Annotated in this window: 16 protein-coding genes; 10 read left to right on the forward strand and 6 right to left on the reverse strand. The window is 35.8% G+C overall.

What is annotated here, in order from left to right; translation table 11 throughout:
* Window positions 1–139: 139 nt before the first annotated feature.
* The 4 genes from FN756_RS03335 to FN756_RS03350 form a co-directional block, all read right to left on the reverse strand.
* Window positions 140–442: a hypothetical protein gene (locus FN756_RS03335; protein WP_142601470.1), complete on the reverse strand. Its 303-nt coding sequence runs from the start codon at window positions 440–442 to the stop codon at window positions 140–142.
* Between the two features lie 72 nt (window positions 443–514).
* Window positions 515–2,335, reverse strand: coding sequence for an ABC transporter ATP-binding protein (locus FN756_RS03340; RefSeq protein WP_142601472.1), 1,821 nt, complete (start codon window positions 2,333–2,335; stop codon window positions 515–517).
* Between the two features lie 149 nt (window positions 2,336–2,484).
* Window positions 2,485–2,778 carry a putative quinol monooxygenase gene (locus FN756_RS03345; RefSeq protein WP_142601474.1) on the reverse strand — a complete coding sequence of 98 codons (294 nt, stop codon included), beginning with the start codon at window positions 2,776–2,778 and terminating at the stop codon, window positions 2,485–2,487.
* 99 nt (window positions 2,779–2,877) lie between these two features.
* Window positions 2,878–3,660, reverse strand: a complete 783-nt coding sequence (locus FN756_RS03350) for an SAM hydrolase/SAM-dependent halogenase family protein (protein ID WP_142601475.1) — start codon at window positions 3,658–3,660, stop codon at window positions 2,878–2,880.
* A gap of 159 nt (window positions 3,661–3,819) precedes the next feature.
* Here FN756_RS03350 and FN756_RS03355 point away from each other — a divergent pair, with 159 nt between their 5' ends.
* The 4 genes from FN756_RS03355 to FN756_RS03370 all read left to right on the forward strand — a co-directional run bounded on the left by FN756_RS03355 (window position 3,820) and on the right by FN756_RS03370 (window position 7,181).
* A complete protein-coding gene (locus FN756_RS03355) occupies window positions 3,820–4,776 on the forward strand; it encodes a PhoH family protein (protein WP_142601477.1) in 957 nt (318 codons plus the stop codon).
* Window positions 4,777–4,840: 64 nt separating this feature from the next.
* Window positions 4,841–5,791 (forward strand): phosphoribosylaminoimidazolesuccinocarboxamide synthase, encoded by a 951-nt coding sequence (locus FN756_RS03360; protein WP_142601478.1) that lies wholly within the window; start codon window positions 4,841–4,843, stop codon window positions 5,789–5,791.
* Between the two features lie 61 nt (window positions 5,792–5,852).
* Window positions 5,853–6,248 carry an STAS domain-containing protein gene (locus FN756_RS03365; RefSeq protein WP_142601480.1) on the forward strand — a complete coding sequence of 132 codons (396 nt, stop codon included), beginning with the start codon at window positions 5,853–5,855 and terminating at the stop codon, window positions 6,246–6,248.
* Between the two features lie 12 nt (window positions 6,249–6,260).
* Window positions 6,261–7,181 carry a ribonuclease Z gene (locus FN756_RS03370; RefSeq protein ID WP_142601482.1) on the forward strand — a complete coding sequence of 307 codons (921 nt, stop codon included), beginning with the start codon at window positions 6,261–6,263 and terminating at the stop codon, window positions 7,179–7,181.
* A gap of 76 nt (window positions 7,182–7,257) precedes the next feature.
* On the opposite strand, the gene FN756_RS03375 is transcribed toward FN756_RS03370, so the two are convergent.
* Both FN756_RS03375 and FN756_RS03380 read right to left on the reverse strand, forming a co-directional pair.
* Window positions 7,258–8,205, reverse strand: a complete 948-nt coding sequence (locus FN756_RS03375; protein WP_142601483.1) for an MlaD family protein — start codon at window positions 8,203–8,205, stop codon at window positions 7,258–7,260.
* A gap of 116 nt (window positions 8,206–8,321) precedes the next feature.
* Entirely contained in the window at window positions 8,322–9,122 is an 801-nt protein-coding gene (locus FN756_RS03380; RefSeq protein WP_246085413.1) for an N-acetylmuramoyl-L-alanine amidase family protein, read from the reverse strand.
* Window positions 9,123–9,195: 73 nt separating this feature from the next.
* Between FN756_RS03380 and FN756_RS03385 the strand changes: the two genes are divergently transcribed.
* The 6 genes from FN756_RS03385 to ilvN all read left to right on the forward strand — a co-directional run bounded on the left by FN756_RS03385 (window position 9,196) and on the right by ilvN (window position 18,518).
* Window positions 9,196–11,829, forward strand: coding sequence for a putative LPS assembly protein LptD (locus FN756_RS03385; protein ID WP_142601486.1), 2,634 nt, complete (start codon window positions 9,196–9,198; stop codon window positions 11,827–11,829).
* 338 nt (window positions 11,830–12,167) lie between these two features.
* A complete protein-coding gene (ilvA, locus tag FN756_RS03390) occupies window positions 12,168–13,418 on the forward strand; it encodes a threonine ammonia-lyase IlvA (RefSeq protein WP_142601488.1) in 1,251 nt (416 codons plus the stop codon).
* 45 nt (window positions 13,419–13,463) lie between these two features.
* Entirely contained in the window at window positions 13,464–14,351 is an 888-nt protein-coding gene (gene ilvE / locus FN756_RS03395; RefSeq protein WP_142601489.1) for a branched-chain-amino-acid transaminase, read from the forward strand.
* A 78-nt stretch (window positions 14,352–14,429) separates the two neighbouring features.
* Window positions 14,430–16,109, forward strand: coding sequence for a dihydroxy-acid dehydratase (gene ilvD / locus FN756_RS03400; protein WP_142601491.1), 1,680 nt, complete (start codon window positions 14,430–14,432; stop codon window positions 16,107–16,109).
* A gap of 21 nt (window positions 16,110–16,130) precedes the next feature.
* Window positions 16,131–17,873, forward strand: coding sequence for a biosynthetic-type acetolactate synthase large subunit (ilvB, locus tag FN756_RS03405; protein WP_142601493.1), 1,743 nt, complete (start codon window positions 16,131–16,133; stop codon window positions 17,871–17,873).
* A gap of 102 nt (window positions 17,874–17,975) precedes the next feature.
* Window positions 17,976–18,518 carry an acetolactate synthase small subunit gene (gene ilvN / locus FN756_RS03410; protein ID WP_142601495.1) on the forward strand — a complete coding sequence of 181 codons (543 nt, stop codon included), beginning with the start codon at window positions 17,976–17,978 and terminating at the stop codon, window positions 18,516–18,518.
* Window positions 18,519–18,556 lie beyond the last annotated feature (38 nt).

Consider the following 18,556-nt stretch of genomic DNA (forward strand, 5'->3'; position numbering starts at 1 on the left):
TATAAAAACTTACTCATAAACAATGCATTAAGTAAATTTTATAATAATTTAAAGACCTTTCTCTTGAATTCGTAATAAATTTTCAGAAATAAATTCCAGTCGGAAATATCCAAGTGGAAGAATTTTAATAATGATTGAATTAGGAAAGGTCAGGGGGAGGGACGATTTTCTCAATTACAGGTTGAGTATACCATGAAGATTGATTTACATTTAGAGCAAGCGTTATTGAGGTAATTTTTCTGATTCTTGCATGAAGATGATCACTAAAGAACTTTTCTTCAAAAGCTTTTTTCTTTACGAGTTTATTGTCATGCTCATCTTGTAAATCTTCAACAAGCACTATACTTGCATTCAATACACCATGCACAATAGTAGTCACCTCATTACCAATAATGGTAAAAAGAGTGAATAGCATAATATATTGAACCCAGTTTCTTAACATTTAAGCGCGCAAAGTAATATATGTTTTTCATAAAAAAAAAGTCCTATGATAAATCACAGGACTTTTTTTGTTTTATGCTTCAAATTGTAGTTCGCTTAAGTAGCGATACAAGCCGTTATCCTTAAGCATCAAATCATTATGATTGCCTACTTCAATAACTTTACCTTTTTCTATGACAACAATTTTATCAGCTTCACGAATTGTTGAAAGTCGGTGAGCAATGATAATTGAAGTTCGGTTTTTCATTAATTCCTCTAAGGCTTCTTGAACCAAACGCTCTGATTCAGAATCTAATGAACTGGTTGCTTCGTCCAGAATTAAAATTACTGGATTCTTCAACAATGCACGGGCGATAGCAATACGCTGACGTTGACCTCCTGAAAGTTTTACACCGCGTTCACCAACTAATGTATCATATCCTTCAGGGAAAGTCATGATAAAGTTATGAGCATTTGCACCTTTAGCGGCTTCAATTATTTCTTCATCTGAAGCGCCTATCTTACCGTAAGCAATGTTCTCTTTAATACTTCCTCCGAATAATAAAACATCTTGCGGAACAATGGCTATCTGATTACGAATATCAGTTAAGGAATAATTGTTCGATGGTTTTCCATCATATAAAAGCTGACCTTTTTGAGGTTCGTAGAAGCGTAAAACCATTTGTGCGATGGTAGATTTACCGGCACCACTTGGGCCAACTATAGCAATACGTTCACCAGCATTGGCGGTAAATGAAACATCATTCAATACACCAATTTCAGGGCGCGAAGGGTAATTGAAATGAATATTATTGAAAGATATATCGCCTTTTAAGTGTTGTTTTACACTGTTTTCAGCCGAAACAATGCTAATTGGTTCATTGTGTTCCTTAAGCAATTCAACCACACGTTCTGTAGCACCTAAGGTTTTCTGTAATTGTGCATATAACTCTGCAAAGCCACCCATTGCGCCGCCAACAAACCCAGAATACAGAATAAACTGAGTAAGCTGACCAACTGTAATTTCACCGGATTGAACCATTCGTGAACCATACCAAATTACGGCTACAATTGATCCAAAAAGACCCATTGTAATAAATACCACAAATCCGCCACGGTATTTAGCGCCTCTCATGGCATATTTAACTACTTTATCGATGCTATTACTATAACGAACAGCTTCATACGCTTCGTTAACGAAAGCTTTAACGCTTGATATTCCTTGTAAGGTTTCTTCAACAATAATATTTGACTCTGCAAGCTTATCTTGTGCCTTACGTGATATTTTACGAATAAATCGACCGAAGAAAATAGCAGCCGCAATCAAAAACGGAAAGATGCTCAGCATCATCAAGGTAAGCTTTAACGAAACCAAACAAAGTGCGGTCACACCACCTGCTAATACAATGATTTGTCTTAAAAACTCTGAAAATGTAGTTGTGATGCTATCTTGAATTTGAGAAAGATCAGCTGAAATACGGCTATTTAATTCACCCACTCGGCGACGGGAAAAGAAATCCATCGAAAGTGTGATCAATTTAAAGTAAGTGTCTTTACGAATGCTTGCAAGTGTTTTCTCGGCTACTTCAACAAACCAAAGAATACGGAAAAAAGAAAAGAATGCTTGAACACATAAAATACCAACCAACAACAAAGCAATCTCATTGATATTGTTAAGGGTTTCACGTTTTATACTATTAGTAGCTGAATCAATCAGGCTACCCATTTCTTTAGGAATAAAAAGAAATGCAATTGTGGAAAGCAGCAGAAATAACAGCCCAAAACCGAATTTTAAACGGTAGGGCTTCATGTACTTTAAAAGAATTGCTGCATTTTTTAATGAATCCTTAGTAATCTTTGCTTTGGGTAATTCCTGTTCAGTAGGATTCCCACTATTTAACCGCGCACGCGCCATCTATCTGAAAATTTAGTATGCTGCAAAAATAATAAAATTGAGTAAGGGTGCCTTTTAAGACAAAAAAATGACAGGAAAATGATGAAGAAGCAGCAGAAAGTATAAAGTTGTCTCGGATTTTACTTTTATCTATAAGCTTTCTGCTTTCGCTATGCACTACTAGCCACTACTGTGCTCCAAGCTTCAGGTTTATCATTGAAAAGAATCTTAGTTGCGGCCCAGGTTGTTAAAAAAAGTTCTGAATGTCGATAAATTTCAAGATGATCTTCACTTTCCCATTTACTGAATGTAAAAAAACGGTTCGGTGATGTTGTATCGTTTAAAAGTTCAAGATGATAGCAACCTTCAAAATTTCTGATTTTACCTTTTGATGCTTCAAATATTTCCAAAAATGTTTCTACGTGTTCCGGTTGGAAACTCATTTTTACAATTCTATTGATCATGCTTATTAAGTTAAAAGATAAAGGCTTGAGGTTTTAGCATACAAGTTTGAATTTAAAACCTCAAGCCTCAAGCCCAAAGCCTGAAACCTACAACTTACTTTATTTATCGTAAAATTCAATCCTTATGATATCTCCGACGTGTAGTCCAAGTAAACCTGCGGCATTGCCTTTGTTGATGGCAATTTCCAGAAAATTAGAGATGCTAAAAATGCAAAGTTTTTCACCTTCGGGAACTTCATTGTAATGGATATTTATCTTATTAATGGATTCATTTCTTCGGAAATAAACCTCAAATCTACGCTTCATTCGAGCTGATTCAAACAGTTCTTTTGTAATATTGGTAATCACATTTTGAAATGAATCAATATAGATTACAGAACCTCTGATTATATTTTGTTCAACTACGGGCTGAATCAACGAGCGATGATTATAATCGGTGGTTTCTGCACCCAAACCCGTTAAAACACCTCCGTTCGCCAGATGACAGGCTGCTTTTACAAAAATATCCAGTAAAGGAAAATGTAAGAACTTCGCTTCAGCTTTAATATTAATTGCTACAATTTTGGTGGGTGGATGTTCAAATAGTAATGAAAAAATACCATTGTCAGGACCTACAAAATAATGACCATCACTCGCCATTGCTAAGTAGCGCGGATTGGATCCGTAGTTGGCATCAATACCTATAAGATGGACGGTTCCCTTCGGGAAAAATTTGTAACTATTTTTGAGAATGAAAGCTGCCTGCGGTATATTGTAAGATGATATTTGATGGGAAACATCTATAATGTTTGCATTAGGCAGTTGCGATAGAATGGCGCCTTTTAAAGCACTTTGATAAAAGTCTTTGTGCCCAAGGTCGGTTGTTAAAGTAATAATTGCCATTCGCTAATATTTGGTTATTTTTACGCTAAATTAATCGGTAGAAGTAGAATAAATGCTTATATTAATAACATTGAATTATTCAATCGACCATAAATATAAGGCTCTCCGGCTGAAAATCAGAACCACAAATATTAAAATTTTATCTAAAAAGTAACGATTTTGAGTGAAGCTATTTTAAACCTTGAAACCATTGACCCCAAAATTTTCTGGGGAACAACCAACGAACACTTTGAAATTCTGAAACGTAATTTCCCCAAACTGAAGCTTGTAGCCAGGGGAACTGAACTAAAAGCTTTAGGCGATGAAATGGAATTAATAAGTTTTACTGAAAAGTTTGACCGACTTGCTTCTCATTTCGAAAAATTCCACTCAATTACTTCGCGTGATTTCGAGCATATTCTTGGCATAACCAATGGTAACTCATCTGCCCAGGCTACGGTTCCTATTGAACCCAATAACAAGGATGTTCTTGTTTTCGGTCCTAACGGAATAATGGTTCGAGCTCGAAGTGAAAATCAGCGTAAAATGGTGGATAGAGCAGTAAATAATGATATTATTTTTGCTATTGGCCCAGCAGGAACGGGGAAAACCTATACAGCCGTTGCACTTGCCGTAAGAGCTTTAAAAAACAAGGAAGTAAAACGTATTATTTTAACGCGTCCAGCTGTTGAAGCAGGGGAGAACCTTGGTTTTTTACCTGGGGACCTGAAAGAAAAAGTAGATCCATATTTACGTCCTTTATATGATGCATTGGATGATATGATTCCCGCTGAAAAACTTAAAACATATCTTGAAAATCGCACCATTGAAATAGCGCCATTAGCATTCATGCGCGGACGTACACTTGATAATGCATTTGTAATATTGGATGAGGCTCAAAATGCTACGGATATGCAGCTTAAAATGTTTTTGACTCGTATGGGGCCTTCAGCTAAATTCATTGTAACAGGAGATATTACTCAAATCGATTTGCCGAAAAAGCAAATGTCAGGATTGTTCAAGGCACTTGAAATTTTACCTAACATACCCGGAATTGATATCATTTATTTAAATGGATCAGATGTAGTTCGACATAAACTTGTTCGTAAGATTTTAGAGGCCTACGGCGACATATAAACAAACGGAAAATAGGTGACGTTCGATCACCATAAGCACTAAATTATTAATATTTTAAAAAACAATGAACGCTTTACAGAATACCAATTATAATTTCCCAGGGCAGAAAAACTTTTATAAAGGCAAAGTACGTGATGTATATACTATAAATGATGACTATTTAGTGATGGTAGTATCTGATCGTATTTCTGCATTCGATGTAGTTTTGCCACGTGCTATTCCTTATAAAGGACAAGTTTTAAACCAAATTGCAGCACGCTTTTTAGCAGCTACAAGCGATATTGTTCCAAATTGGGTTATTGATGTTCCGGATGCAAACGTTACAATTGGTTTACAATGCGAAACATATCCGGTTGAAATGGTAGTTAGAGGCTATTTAGCTGGTCATGCTGCCCGTGAATATAAGGATGGAAAACGCATGCTATGTGGAGTTGCCTTACCAGAAGGTTTAAAAGAAAACGATAAACTACCTCAACCAATCATTACTCCAACTACCAAAGCGAAGGAAGGGCATGATATGGATATCTCCAGAGAAGAAATCATTGCGCAGGGAATCGTTTCAGAAGAGGAGTACACTCAGTTAGAGAATTACACCCTTGCCTTATATGCTAGAGGCACCGAAATGGCTGCCGACCGTGGATTAATTTTGGTGGATACAAAGTATGAATTCGGTAAAAAAGACGGTAAGATTTATTTAATAGATGAGATTCACACTCCTGATTCTTCCCGCTACTTTTATAAAGATACCTATCAAGAATTGCAAGAATCAAATCAACCACAGCGTCAACTTTCAAAAGAATTTGTTCGTCAATGGTTGATTGAAAATGGATTTCAAGGAAAAGATGGTCAGAGTGTACCAGAAATGACTGACAGCATAGTGAGTTCTATTTCAGATCGTTACATTGAATTGTATGAGAAGATTATTGGTGAAAATTTTGTAAAAAACAACACCGATAATATTGTAACAAGGGTTGAACGAAACGTTACAGAGTTTTTAAAAAATAAAAATCAATAGTAATTTTTTAAAAAAAATAACCTTAATTTGGTTTTAACAAAATTAAAATACGTTTTCTCTTATGAAATTTTCAGTTGATAAACACGAAAAGTATGTGGTATTTAAGCTTAATGAAGATAAGCTGAATTCCATTATTACGCCCATGTTGAAGTCGGAATTGATTTTATTGAATGCAGAGGGCTTTCGGAATATCATCCTCGATTTATCTGAAGTAAAATACTCAGACTCTTCGGGTTTGAGTGCTATATTATTAGGTCACCGCATTTGTAAAGGTAGCAGCGATAATGAAGGTACATTTGTATTAGCTACGCTCAATCCACCAGTACAAAAACTTATCAATATCTCTCAATTGGAAAATGTATTGAACATTGTCCCAACGGTTGATGAAGCAATTGATTACGTGTTTATGGAAGAGATTGAACGGGATTTGAATAATGAAGCTGAAAATTTAGGTTAATCATCTCCACAATTGACAAAATTTGAAGTAACGATACTGGGGAGTAGTTCCGCTACTCCCGCTTATCACCGTTTTCCATCATCGCAAATAGTTAATTACAATCAAAAATATTTCATGATCGACTGTGGTGAAGGCACACAGTTTCAATTGTTAAAATATGGATTCGGCTATAATAAAGTGGATCATATTTTTATAAGCCATCTTCATGGTGATCATTATTTAGGCTTGGTTGGATTGATTTCCAGCATGCACTTAAATGGACGCGGAAAAGAGCTTGTTTTAGTTGGCCCTCCAGCACTAAAAGAAATTATAGACATACAGCTATTTCATTCTCAGACAACCCTTCGTTTTCCAATTAAGTTTATTCCTACACAAACTGATCAGCCGGAAATAGTTTATCGGAATACTGAAATTGAAATAGAAACAATCATTCTGGATCATAGAATTCCTTGTACAGGATTCTTTTTCAAAGAAATAAAACGTCCGCGCAAAATTGTTAAGGAAATGTTAGAAATTTATAACATTACTCCCGATGAAATTCCGGCGTTAAAAGAAGGTCATGATTATGTAATAGAAGATGGAACAGTTGTTCCTAATTATGTTCTTACTACCGATTCTCCAGTGCCACGTAGTTATGCATATTGTTCTGATACCCTAATGATTACCAGTTTTATTGAGCAAATTAAAGGAGTGGATTTATTGTATCATGAAACCACTTTTTTAGAGGATATGCTTGAACGAGCAAGGGACACTCATCATACTACAGCAAAACAGGCTGGGGAAATAGCTACTATGGCAGAAGCAAAAAAACTAATTATTGGGCATTTTTCGGCACGTTACCGTGATTTATTATCACATCTGGAAGAATGTAAAACCACTTTCAAAAATGTTGAATTGGCTAAAGAAGGTATTACGTTTTCCATCGAAAACTAAATAACATCAAAAAAATATTGCATAAAAAAAGCATTCTGAAATACAGAATGCTTTTTTTATGCAGATAAATCTAAATTTATTCTGAAGGTTTTTTGTCTTTACCACCACCAAAAACAGAGAATCTTACATAACGTTTAGGATTTTCTTTTAAGTCAATCATTAGTTTATCAAGATCAGCTGCTGATTTATTCAGATTATCATATAGGCCTTTATCATTTAATAACAGGCCTAAGGTACCTTCACCATTTTGAATTTTAGCTAAAATTGAATTCACATTAGCTAAAGATTTACTAGCATTCAGTAAGGTTTCCTGTAAATTAGCCTTAGCAACTTGATCAGTAACCTTATCAAGGTTGGCCATTATATTATTAATGCGCTGGTTGTTATTCTTAAAGTTAGCAGTAATAGCCTCAATATTTTTCATAATAATCCCTAGTCGATCCATTTGTGAATTCAAATTTCCAGAGACCGCTTCCACATTTTTCAAAGAGTGAGCAATACTATTCATGCTTTTGTTAATATTTCTTTGAAATTCAGGATTCAGAATATTATTTATTGAGCTTAGCATGGAATCTACCTTAATCATTACGACTGCAGCTTTATCTTTTATCGGACTTAATGTTTCAGTTATAGATTGCTCCACATCAGGCACAAACTGATCACCTTCATGGGCCATTTCTTTTGAATCACCCAAAACAAAAACAACTGCTTTTCCGCCTAATAAATCAGTACTGGTAATACGGGCAATTGTATTTTTAGGAATTTGTAAATTACTGGTGATATCAAATATCGCTTTAACTTTATGATCAGGGGTTAACTCCATTTTCTTAACGCGACCTATTTGAAAACCATTAACCAAAACAGGTTTTGAGGCGGTAAGTCCTTCCACTCGATCGTAAATCGTATAAAAATCTCTTGAATTGCTAAACACGTCATTACCACGTAAAAAGTTATATCCAAGTATTAAACAAGTTATTGCAAAGGCGGTAAGAATACCGATTTTTGTTTCGTTAGCTATCTTCACTTATGTTTATTTGATGTTTTTTATTTTGTTGAATTGTTTAGAAACTATTTTTTCAAAATCGGTTTCTTTATTTTAACCAACTTTTTAATTGATTTAGTTGGAGGTTTAGGAGTAAGTCAGTTGGCTATTTCCAGCTCTGATTTATATTTTTTAAAAGCTCGATAGATAGACCCAGCCACCTCATCTTGTCCGCTATCAGTTGCTAAATATCTACCTTCTTCACGATTCGATACAAAGCCTGTTTCTATTAAAATGGCCGGCATATTGGTGTACCTTAATACCAGGAACCTTTCTTGTTTAACACCACGGCTGTAACGACTATCACTGTCCTCAAATTCTGATTCGATTTTTGAGGCAAGATTTAGGCTTTTAGCCAGATTTTTGTTTTGGTATAAGGAAAAAATAATATAAGCTTCGGCTGAGTTAGGGTCGAAACCATCGTATTTTTTTGCATAATTGTCTTCTAATAATATCACAGAGTTCTCACGTTTTGCAACTTCCATTTTTTCATTAGAAGTGCGGGAATCCACTCCAAACGCATAAGTTTCTGTTCCATAAGGGGCCCCGCTGTCATTTGAATTACAGTGAATAGAAATAAATAAATCAGCTTTATTACGATTAGCTATTTCTGCGCGTTCACTCAGATCAACAAATGTATCAGTTTTACGGGTGAAGATCACTTTTACATCCGGAAAGTTCTCTTCAATGTACTTGCCTAATTTTAAAGCAATTGCTAAGGTAATATTCTTCTCGATAGCCCATCCTCGATTAGCACCATTATCTTTACCACCATGACCAGCATCAATTACTATGGTTTTAAATTTATATCGAACTGTCTTATTATCAGTGCGAATAGTGAATGATGTAACTAAAATAAATAAAAATGCGAAAGCCAAAGTATTAAAAAATGTTTTCACTGCTCGATTTTTATTTAACTTTGGAGAGTTGTTGGTTTCCATATTCGCAAAAATAATATTCAATTAAATCATTTTGAAATTATTAAAAACGCTTTTTTTTCTTTTAATAACTCCTTTAGTAACTGCAATCTTATTTTTATCTGTTAATCAGGTAAATGGAGCTGCAAGTAATCATTATTTAACTCATTTTTCCTTTGATAAAAAAGATACCATTAAGAAAGATACTCTGAAAGTTTCCAGAAGCAAAGATACAGTAACATCTGTAACTGATACTATTCATAAGGTAACCTTAAAAAAGAAAGAAGGATCACTTTCTTCTAAGGTCAATTATACTGCTCAAGATTCTATTTTAGCTGATCTTGATGGTAAATACCTTTATTTATACAAGGACGCTTCGGTAACTTATGAAAATCTGACTTTAAAAGCTGATTTCATCCGCATTGATCAAAAAACAATGACTGTTTATGCAAAAGGATTGAAAGATAGCACAGGTGTTTATGCAGGCCGTCCATTTTTTACAGGAACAGGAAATGATGTTATTGCCGATAGTTTAGCCTATAATTTCAAATCAAAGAAAGCGAAAGTTTGGGCTGGAGTCAGTTCGGAAGGGGAAGGTTTTATTCGTGGCGGACAAATGAAACTGAACGAAGAAAAAGAGGGCTTTCTTAAAAATGGTATTTATACTACCTGTAATGATCCAAGTCATGTGCATTATGGAATTGAAATCAGCAAAGCAAAAGTTGCCCAAAACCGAATTATCACCGGACCTGCCCATTTATTTATAGAGGACATTCCAATTCCTATTATATTGCCCTTTGGTTTTTTTCCTAAAACCAGCAAACGATCAAATGGGATATTGTTTCCTAGCGTGGGTGAAGATGCTGAAAAGGGCTTTTTTATGCGTGGATTAGGCTATTACGTAGGTTTAGGCGATTATATGGATCTTGCATTTCAAAGTAGTCTTTTTACAAATGGAAGTTATGATTTAGATTTGTCATCACGATATAATGTTCGGTATGATTATAGTGGTAATTTTGCTTTACATTATTCAAATCAGAAATTTGGTGAACCAGGAACTGTAAGTTATTCTAATACAAGAGACTTTCATGTAAACTGGAGTCATACGCAATCCTCCACGGCAACTGGTTCTACTTTTTCAGCTTCTGTTAATGCTGGTACTAGTAAATACTATCAGAATACCGGAAATTACATACCGCTTAATCAACGATTTAACAACACCTTACAATCTTCAGTAAGTTATTCAAAGGCTTGGCTTGGTACTCCGTTTAATTTATCGACAGCATTTACACATAGTCAGGAAATAAACACCGGTGTAATTAATCTTGGATTTCCTTCTTTGGCTTTTACTGTTTCACGTATAAATCCATTTGATTCAAAACGTAGGGTAGGTCCCCAGAAATGGTATAATAAAATTGGATTAAGTTATAATTTGCAGTTTGACAATCAGCTTTCAACTTTTGATTCTTTACTATTTAAAAAGAATACGCTCGATACAGTTCGCTCCGGTATAAAACATACAATTCCTATATCAACATCTTTTACTATAGCGAAAAATTTTTTCTTAACCCCAAGTATCAATTATAATGAATATTGGTATTTTAAAACACTTACAAAGGCTTGGAATCCTCAAGCTAACCGGGTAGATAATATAAACAACTATGGATTTAGCACGGCACGTGATTATGGCTTCAGTACAGGGTTAAGTACCAAGTTATTTGGTATAAAAGAATTTAAGAAAACAAGTGGCATTAGAGCGATCCGGCATGTTTTAACCCCAACACTGGCTTATTTTTACCGACCAGACTTTGGAAGTGATAAATACGGGTATTATAAAACCGTTCAAAGTGATAGCTTGGGGCGTACTACAACTTATTCTATTTTTGAAAATTCTTTATATGGAGGTCCTGCCAGAGGTACTAATAATTCGTTAAGTTTTAGTCTTGATAATATTTTGGAGATGAAGGTGCGATCGAAAAAAGATACAATCAATGGAGAGCAAAAGATTAGTATTTTGGAAGGATTGTCTTTTAGTACAAATTACAATTTTGCAGCAGATTCATTTAAACTAGCCCCAATTAACTTTTCAGGCCGAACCACATTATTTAAAAAAGTGTACATCAACTTTGGAGGTATACTTGATCCGTATTACTATACAAGTACAGGAAGAAGAGTTAATGAATATTCAATAAACAGGAATGGAAAATTGGTTTCACTTACAAGTGGATTCTTTTCTTTAAGTTCTAGTTTTAATTCAAAAAGTAAGCGTACTGCCCCAATCTCTCCTCAACAATACAGAGATTTAACATTGATTGAACCCAATCCAAATAATTTTATTGATTTTGATATTCCTTGGAATTTTAGTGTCAATTATTTTTTAAACTATACCAAAACTTACTCGATCTCAAGCGCAAAATCCTTATCTCAAGCGATAAACTTTAATGGTCAGTTTAGTTTAACACCAAAGTGGGTAATAGGATTTACATCCGGTGTGGATATAACAAATGCTAAACTTAGTCCAACCAGTTTAAGTATTAACCGTGATTTACATTGTTGGGATCTTGCCATGTCTTGGACACCTTTTGGTTTTTATAAAAGTTATAGCATTGATTTACGGGTAAAATCATCAATACTTCAGGATTTAAAACTTAGCAAACGTAGTCCATATTATGCTGGAGATAATTTCTAGTTATATATAAATAGTAAAAAAGCTCAATTCGTTTTGGGCTTTTTTTTATTGCCAAGTCATTAAAAGTTTATTTTAATTATAAATTTGGTAGTAATTTGTTTGTTTGGATGAAATAATATAAATAATTATTGTATTTATTTGTAATTTAAAAAAATAAGTCATACTTTAGATTTATTGTAAAAAAAGGATGAAAACAATCAATACCATTATTACTGTCATTATTTTAATTATTGTGATTATTCACAATTGACAGGGAGTGGTATACTATAGAAACGCACACTAGTATAAATAAAAAAGCCGCTCCCAAAAAAGGAGCGGCTTTTTTTACGTCAGAAAATATGGAAACCTTAACCAATTACTCAGAACAAATTGACCAGGCTGCAAAAAAATTAAAAGATGTAGCTTTACATACACCATTACAGTTCATTCAGCGGCTCTCTGAGAAATACCAATGTAAGGTATATTTTAAACGGGAAGATATGCAGCCTGTTCGTTCTTATAAAATTCGTGGTGCTTACAATAACATTGTTAGTCTTACCCCGGAGCAACGTAATAGAGGAGTCGTTTGTGCTAGTGCGGGTAATCATGCTCAGGGTGTAGCGCTGAGTAGTAAGATGCTTAAAATCAAATCTCACATTTTTATGCCGCAGGTAACGCCAAGGCAAAAAATCGAAAAAGTTAAAAGCTTTGGAGGTGAATGGGTTAGTATCATTCTTATTGGTACTACTTATGATGAGGCGTATGCAGCATCCTGCAAGTTTGCTGAAGAAAACAATTTGGCAATCGTTCATCCATTTGATCAGTTGAACACAATTCTTGGCCAGGCAACTGTTACACGTGAGATTTTAAATGATTTGCCTGGTACCGAAATTCTTATATGCCCGGTTGGCGGAGGTGGATTACTTTCCGGAGCATGTTTGTACCTGTCTGAAAATAATTCAGATGTAAAAATCATTGGTGTGGATCCGGGAGGAGCTCCTAAAATGGAAAAAGCTTTAGAAGCTGGAAAACCCGTTCGATTGGAAAGCATAGATACCTTCATTGACGGAGCTGCGGTAAAACAAATTGGTTCTCTGGCTTATGAAATTTCATCGGCAGGAATAGGTGGATTTCACACAGTTTCTGAAGGCAAGGTTTGTACTACCATGATTGAACTTTATCAAAGCGAAGGAATCATAGCTGAACCTGCAGGAGCAATGTCCGTTGCTGTACTAGATCAATTAGCCGACGAGATCAAGGGCAAGAAAGTAGTTTGTGTAATAAGTGGAGGAAATAATGATATTGCCCGTTATCCTGAAGTAATTGAACGAAGCTTAATTTTTGAAGGTTTAAAGCATTATTTCATTGTTGAATTCGCACAAAAACCCGGTGAACTTCGTAATTTCTTAAATGACGCATTAGGCGTCAACGACGACATTGTGCATTTTCAGTATCTGAAGAAAACGAATAAAGAATTCGGACCTGCATTGGTCGGTATTGAACTCGCTAGTAAAGATGACCTCGAACCTTTACTCTTCCGATTTAGGCAAAATAATATCGTTTACATTAATGTTAATGAACACGAAATGTTGCGAAAATATTTAGTTTAAAAAATAATTAGCCGATTTATTTACAAACAATAAAAATATTTAGCTATGTATTACAATGAAAACTCTATTGTTTTTTACGACGGAAAATTTCTTCCGGCTAAAGACGTTTGTTTAAGCCCATATGGCCAATCATTTCATTACGGAAATGCTGTTTTTGAAGGTATTCGCGCCTACGAAACGGATGAAGGTACACGCATTTTCAAGCCGATTGAACATTTCAAAAGAATGTTGTACTCGTGTAATAAACTGCACATCAAACCAAGCTATTCTGTTAAAGACCTAACAGAGATTTCATACGAATTAATCAAGAAAAATTACCTTAAAAACGCTTATATACGGCCGTTGGTTTTCGTAGGAGAAAATATGTCTTTGGAACCTAGTCATAGTCACCATTTGTTCATAGGAGCCTGGAGCTGGGCAGTGTATTATGGTGATAAATTAACCCGTTTGATGACCTCTTCATACAAACGTTTTAGTCCTGAAGCATTTCATGTTGATACTAAAGTAACCGGTCAATACATAAATGCCATTCTTGCCACCAAAGAGGCAAAAGAAAAAGGATTTGATGAAGCCCTACTACTTGACCAAAACGGCTATATAGCCCAATGCGCCGCCTCAAATTTCTTTTATGAAAAAGATAACAAACTCTATACTCCGGAAGTTGGCAATATTTTCCCTGGCATAACGCGTTCTACAGTTATTGAACTTGCTAATGATTTAGGGTTTGAAATTGTTGAAACAAAAATTAAACCTGAAGATCTTCTTGATATTGACGGTGCTTTTTCAACCGGAACAGCCGCTGAAGTTGCCGGAATTGAAAGTATTGATGGAAGAGGGTTTCGTAAAAATTGGGAGGATACCATGGGTTTTGAAATCAGTGTAAAATACAGGAAAAGAGTTACTTTGAAAGAATACACTGGTTATATTATTTGATTTGAATATCGTAATACAAAAGCCAAATAGTTTATCAAATTTATAACAATAACCTATATTAGATTACAAATATCATAAATGAAAAAATTAAACAGATACAGCGCAACTCTTACTCAAGATACAACACAACCTGCTGCACAAGCAATGCTGTTCGGAATTGGACTTACGGAAGAGGATATGAACAAGGCCCAAATTGGCATTGCTAGTGCGGGTTATGAAGGTAATACCTGCAACATGCATCTTAATGATCTTGCTCGTACAATAAAACATAGTGTGAAAGAAAACGATATGGTTGGTCTCATTTTTAATACCATTGGTGTTAGTGATGGTATTTCAATGGGAACTGATGGAATGCGCTTTTCATTACAATCGCGTGAAATTATTGCCGACAGTATAGAAACAGTTGTATCTGCTCAGTGGTATGATGGCTTGATCACTGTAATGGGCTGTGACAAAAATATGCCGGGCGCTTTAATCGCCATGGGCAGATTGAATCGTCCTTCTGTAATGGTTTACGGCGGAACAATCCATGCCGGCCATCATGATGGTAAGGAACTTGACGTAGTTTCTGCTTTTGAAGCACTTGGTCAGAAAATGGCCGGAACGATTACCCCTGAAGAGTTCAAGGAAGTTATCAAAAAAGCGTGTCCTGGATCCGGAGCATGCGGCGGTATGTATACTGCCAATACCATGTCTTCGGCTATAGAAGCGTTAGGAATGAGCCTGCCTTACAGTTCATCAAATCCTGCCACCAGCAAGGAAAAACAAGAGGAATGTAAGAATGCCGGAAAAGCAGTTCGTCTTCTTCTTGAAAAAAATATTCTCCCTAGAGATATCATGACCTTTAAGGCATTTGAAAATGCCATGACCTTGGTAATGGCATTGGGAGGCTCAACAAATGCTGTTTTACATCTTATTGCCATGGCTAAAGCTGTGGATGTAAAGATTACGATCGACGATTTCCAACGCATTTCTGATAAAACTCCATTCATTGCCGACTTGAAACCAAGTGGCAAATACTTAATGGAAGATGTTCATAAAATCGGAGGAACACCAGCCGTAATGAAATATCTTTTAAAAGAAGGATTTTTACATGGCGACTGCTTAACCGTAACCGGTAAAACCGTTGCTGAAAACTTAGCTGAAATTCCTGATTTACCAATCGGCCAACAAGTTATTGTACCGATTGACACACCAATAAAAGCTACAGGCCACCTGCAAATTTTATATGGAAACCTGGCTCAACAAGGTTCTGTTGCAAAAATTACAGGAAAAGAAGGTTTGACTTTTACAGGTCCTGCGAAAGTATTTGATACTGAATTTTTATTTAATGATGCCGTGCTTGATGGCAAAATTGAAAAAGGTGACGTTATTGTAATCCGTTATCAAGGACCAAAAGGAGCACCAGGTATGCCGGAGATGTTAAAACCTACCTCATTAATCATGGGTGCCGGTTTGGGTAAAAACGTAGCCTTAATAACTGATGGACGTTTTTCAGGTGGAACTCATGGATTCGTTGTTGGACACGTAACTCCTGAAGCTCAGGCTGGTGGTTTAATTGGATTGTTGAAAGATGGAGATATGATCACTATTGATGCTGAAAAACGAGTTTTAAATGCTGAATTATCCGATGAAGAAATCGAAAAGCGTAAATCAGAATGGACTCAACCTGCTTGGAGAGCAACGAAAGGCACGTTAGCAAAATATATAAAAAATGTATCATCGGCATCTGAAGGATGTGTTACCGATGAATTATAAGACTATTTACCTATTAAAAATATGAGTTTAGCTAAAAATGATACAGTTTTGCAAGAATCTACGGTTGAGTACGATACTCAACTGTCAGGTTCAAGTGCTGTATTGGAAGCATTTCTTGCTGAAGGAGTAGATACTATTTTTGGTTACCCGGGTGGTGCTATTATGCCCATCTATGACGCTTTATATGATTATCAGGATAAATTGCAACATATCCTGGTTAGACATGAGCAAGGCGGAATACATGCAGCTCAGGGCTATGCAAGAACTTCCGGTAAAGTAGGGGTTGTATTTGCAACCAGCGGACCTGGGGCTACTAATTTGGTTACTGGCCTGGCTGATGCAATGATTGACAGTACTCCTTTGGTATGTATTACCGGTCAGGTTTTTTCACATTTACTAGGAACTGATGCATTTCAGGAAACTGATGTAATCAATATTACTACTCCGGTTACTAAATGGAACTATCAGGTTACTGATGCCAATGAAATTCCTGAAGTATTGGCCAAAGCATTTTACATTGCTGAGAGTGGCAGGCCGGGTCCTGTGTTAATTGATATCACAAAGAATGCTCAGCTTCAAAAATTTGATTACAAAAGGTACACCAAATGTAAGCACATTCGCAGCTATCGCCCAAAACCAATCGTTCGTAAGGAATATGTTGAGGCTGCTGCTCAGCTAATCAATGAGGCAAAAAAACCATTTGTTTTATTTGGGCAAGGGATTATTCTTGGTAAAGCCGAAAATGAGTTTAAGACCTTCATTGAAAAAGGAGGTTTGCCTGCTGCCTGCACACTTTTAGGGTTAAGCGCATTGCCAACTGAGCATCCTTTGCACGTTGGTATGTTGGGCATGCACGGAAATTACGGACCGAATGTATTAACCAATGAGTGTGATGTATTAATTGCAATAGGGATGCGTTTTGATGACCGGGTTACCGGACTTCTCTCCAAATACGCCAAACAAGCCAAAATCGTTCACCTTGATATTGATCCTTCTGAAATTAATAAGAATGTCAAAGCAGATGTTGGCGTTTGGGGCGACTGTAAAGACACATTGCCTTTGCTTACCAGTTTGATTAACGAAAATGTGCATACAGCTTGGATTCAAAAGTTTTATGATTATCGCCAGCAAGAAATTGATGCCGTAATTACCAACGAATTGCATCCTAAAGGAGATAAAATGACGATGGGAGAGGTGATTCATCAGTTGAATGAGCTTACCCATGGTAATGCAATTGTTGTTACCGATGTTGGTCAGCATCAAATGGTTACTTGTCGCTATGCAAAATTCAATGACACCAAGAGTAATATCACTTCGGGCGGTTTGGGAACGATGGGCTTTGCTTTACCTGCAGCTATTGGAGCAAAATTTGGCGCACTGCACAGAACTGTTGTTGCCGTAATAGGCGATGGTGGCTTTCAAATGACTTTGCAGGAATTGGGTACCATCATGCAAAACGATATTGACGTAAAAATATTAATTCTTAATAATCAGTTTTTGGGAATGGTGCGTCAGTGGCAGGAGCTATTTCATGAACGTAGGTATTCATTTACAGATATTAAGAGTCCTGATTATATCATGTTGGCAAAATCATATGGAATAGCCGCTCAAAAAGTGGAAGCTCGTGAAAATCTTGTAGCAGCTTTAGCTACTATGCTTCAACATAAAGGATCATTCTTATTGGAGGTAATGGTAGGCAGAGAAAACAATGTCTTCCCGATGGTTCCGCAAGGATGTAGTGTAAGTGAAATTAGATTGAGGTAAAAATCTGTTATTGGTTAATGGTTATTTTGTTATTAATTAACGTGTCAACCATCATGACCAGTAAATGGACCTAATAACTAGTCGAATCACTAATAACAAAACATGAAAGCAGAATATACAATAACCGTTTATACCGAAAATCATATTGGCTTACTTAACCGTATTGCAATTATGTTTTCGCGTAGAAAAATAAATATTGAAAGCCTTAATACTTCTCCTTCAGAAGTTAATGGTATTCACCGATTTACAATCGTGGTAAATGAAACGGAGGAAGTGGTACGCAAAATTGTAAGTCAGATCGAAAAACAAGTTGAAGTACTTAAAGCATTTTACAATACTGATAACGAAATTGTTTGGCAGGAACTAGCTTTGTACAAAGTTCCTACAGATGAGATTGCTGAAAAAGTAAAAGTAGAAAGACTTCTGAGGGAATATGGAGCAAGAGCGGTAGTAATTCGTAAAGACTATACTATTTTTGAAGCTACGGGCCACCGTGAAGAAACTGAAAAACTACTGGAAGTACTGGCTCCTTACGGATTAATTGAATTTGTACGGAGTGCCCGAGTAGCCATTCTAAAAGCGAGCAGCGGTTTTCACGATAAACTTATGGAGCTTGAAATGGAAGCAAATATTGAATCAATTTAAAAATCAACCAATTAAAAATATATAATTCTAAAATTAAC

The sequence above is a fragment of the Solitalea koreensis genome (assembly GCF_900182575.1).
Lineage (GTDB): Bacteria > Bacteroidota > Bacteroidia > Sphingobacteriales > Sphingobacteriaceae > Solitalea > Solitalea koreensis.

Bases quoted from the DNA above. Each gene is read 5' to 3' on its own strand.
- FN756_RS03335 (WP_142601470.1), bottom strand. From the start codon at position 442: ATGTTAAGAAACTGGGTTCAATATATTATGCTATTCACTCTTTTTACC.
- FN756_RS03340 (WP_142601472.1), bottom strand. From the start codon at position 2,335: ATGGCGCGTGCGCGGTTAAATAGTGGGAATCCTACTGAACAGGAATTA.
- FN756_RS03345 (WP_142601474.1), bottom strand. From the start codon at position 2,778: ATGATCAATAGAATTGTAAAAATGAGTTTCCAACCGGAACACGTAGAA.
- FN756_RS03350 (WP_142601475.1), bottom strand. From the start codon at position 3,660: ATGGCAATTATTACTTTAACAACCGACCTTGGGCACAAAGACTTTTAT.
- FN756_RS03360 (WP_142601478.1), top strand. From the start codon at position 4,841: ATGAACGCTTTACAGAATACCAATTATAATTTCCCAGGGCAGAAAAAC.
- FN756_RS03365 (WP_142601480.1), top strand. From the start codon at position 5,853: ATGAAATTTTCAGTTGATAAACACGAAAAGTATGTGGTATTTAAGCTT.
- ilvA (WP_142601488.1), top strand. From the start codon at position 12,168: ATGGAAACCTTAACCAATTACTCAGAACAAATTGACCAGGCTGCAAAA.
- ilvE (WP_142601489.1), top strand. From the start codon at position 13,464: ATGTATTACAATGAAAACTCTATTGTTTTTTACGACGGAAAATTTCTT.
- ilvD (WP_142601491.1), top strand. From the start codon at position 14,430: ATGAAAAAATTAAACAGATACAGCGCAACTCTTACTCAAGATACAACA.
- ilvB (WP_142601493.1), top strand. From the start codon at position 16,131: ATGAGTTTAGCTAAAAATGATACAGTTTTGCAAGAATCTACGGTTGAG.
- ilvN (WP_142601495.1), top strand. From the start codon at position 17,976: ATGAAAGCAGAATATACAATAACCGTTTATACCGAAAATCATATTGGC.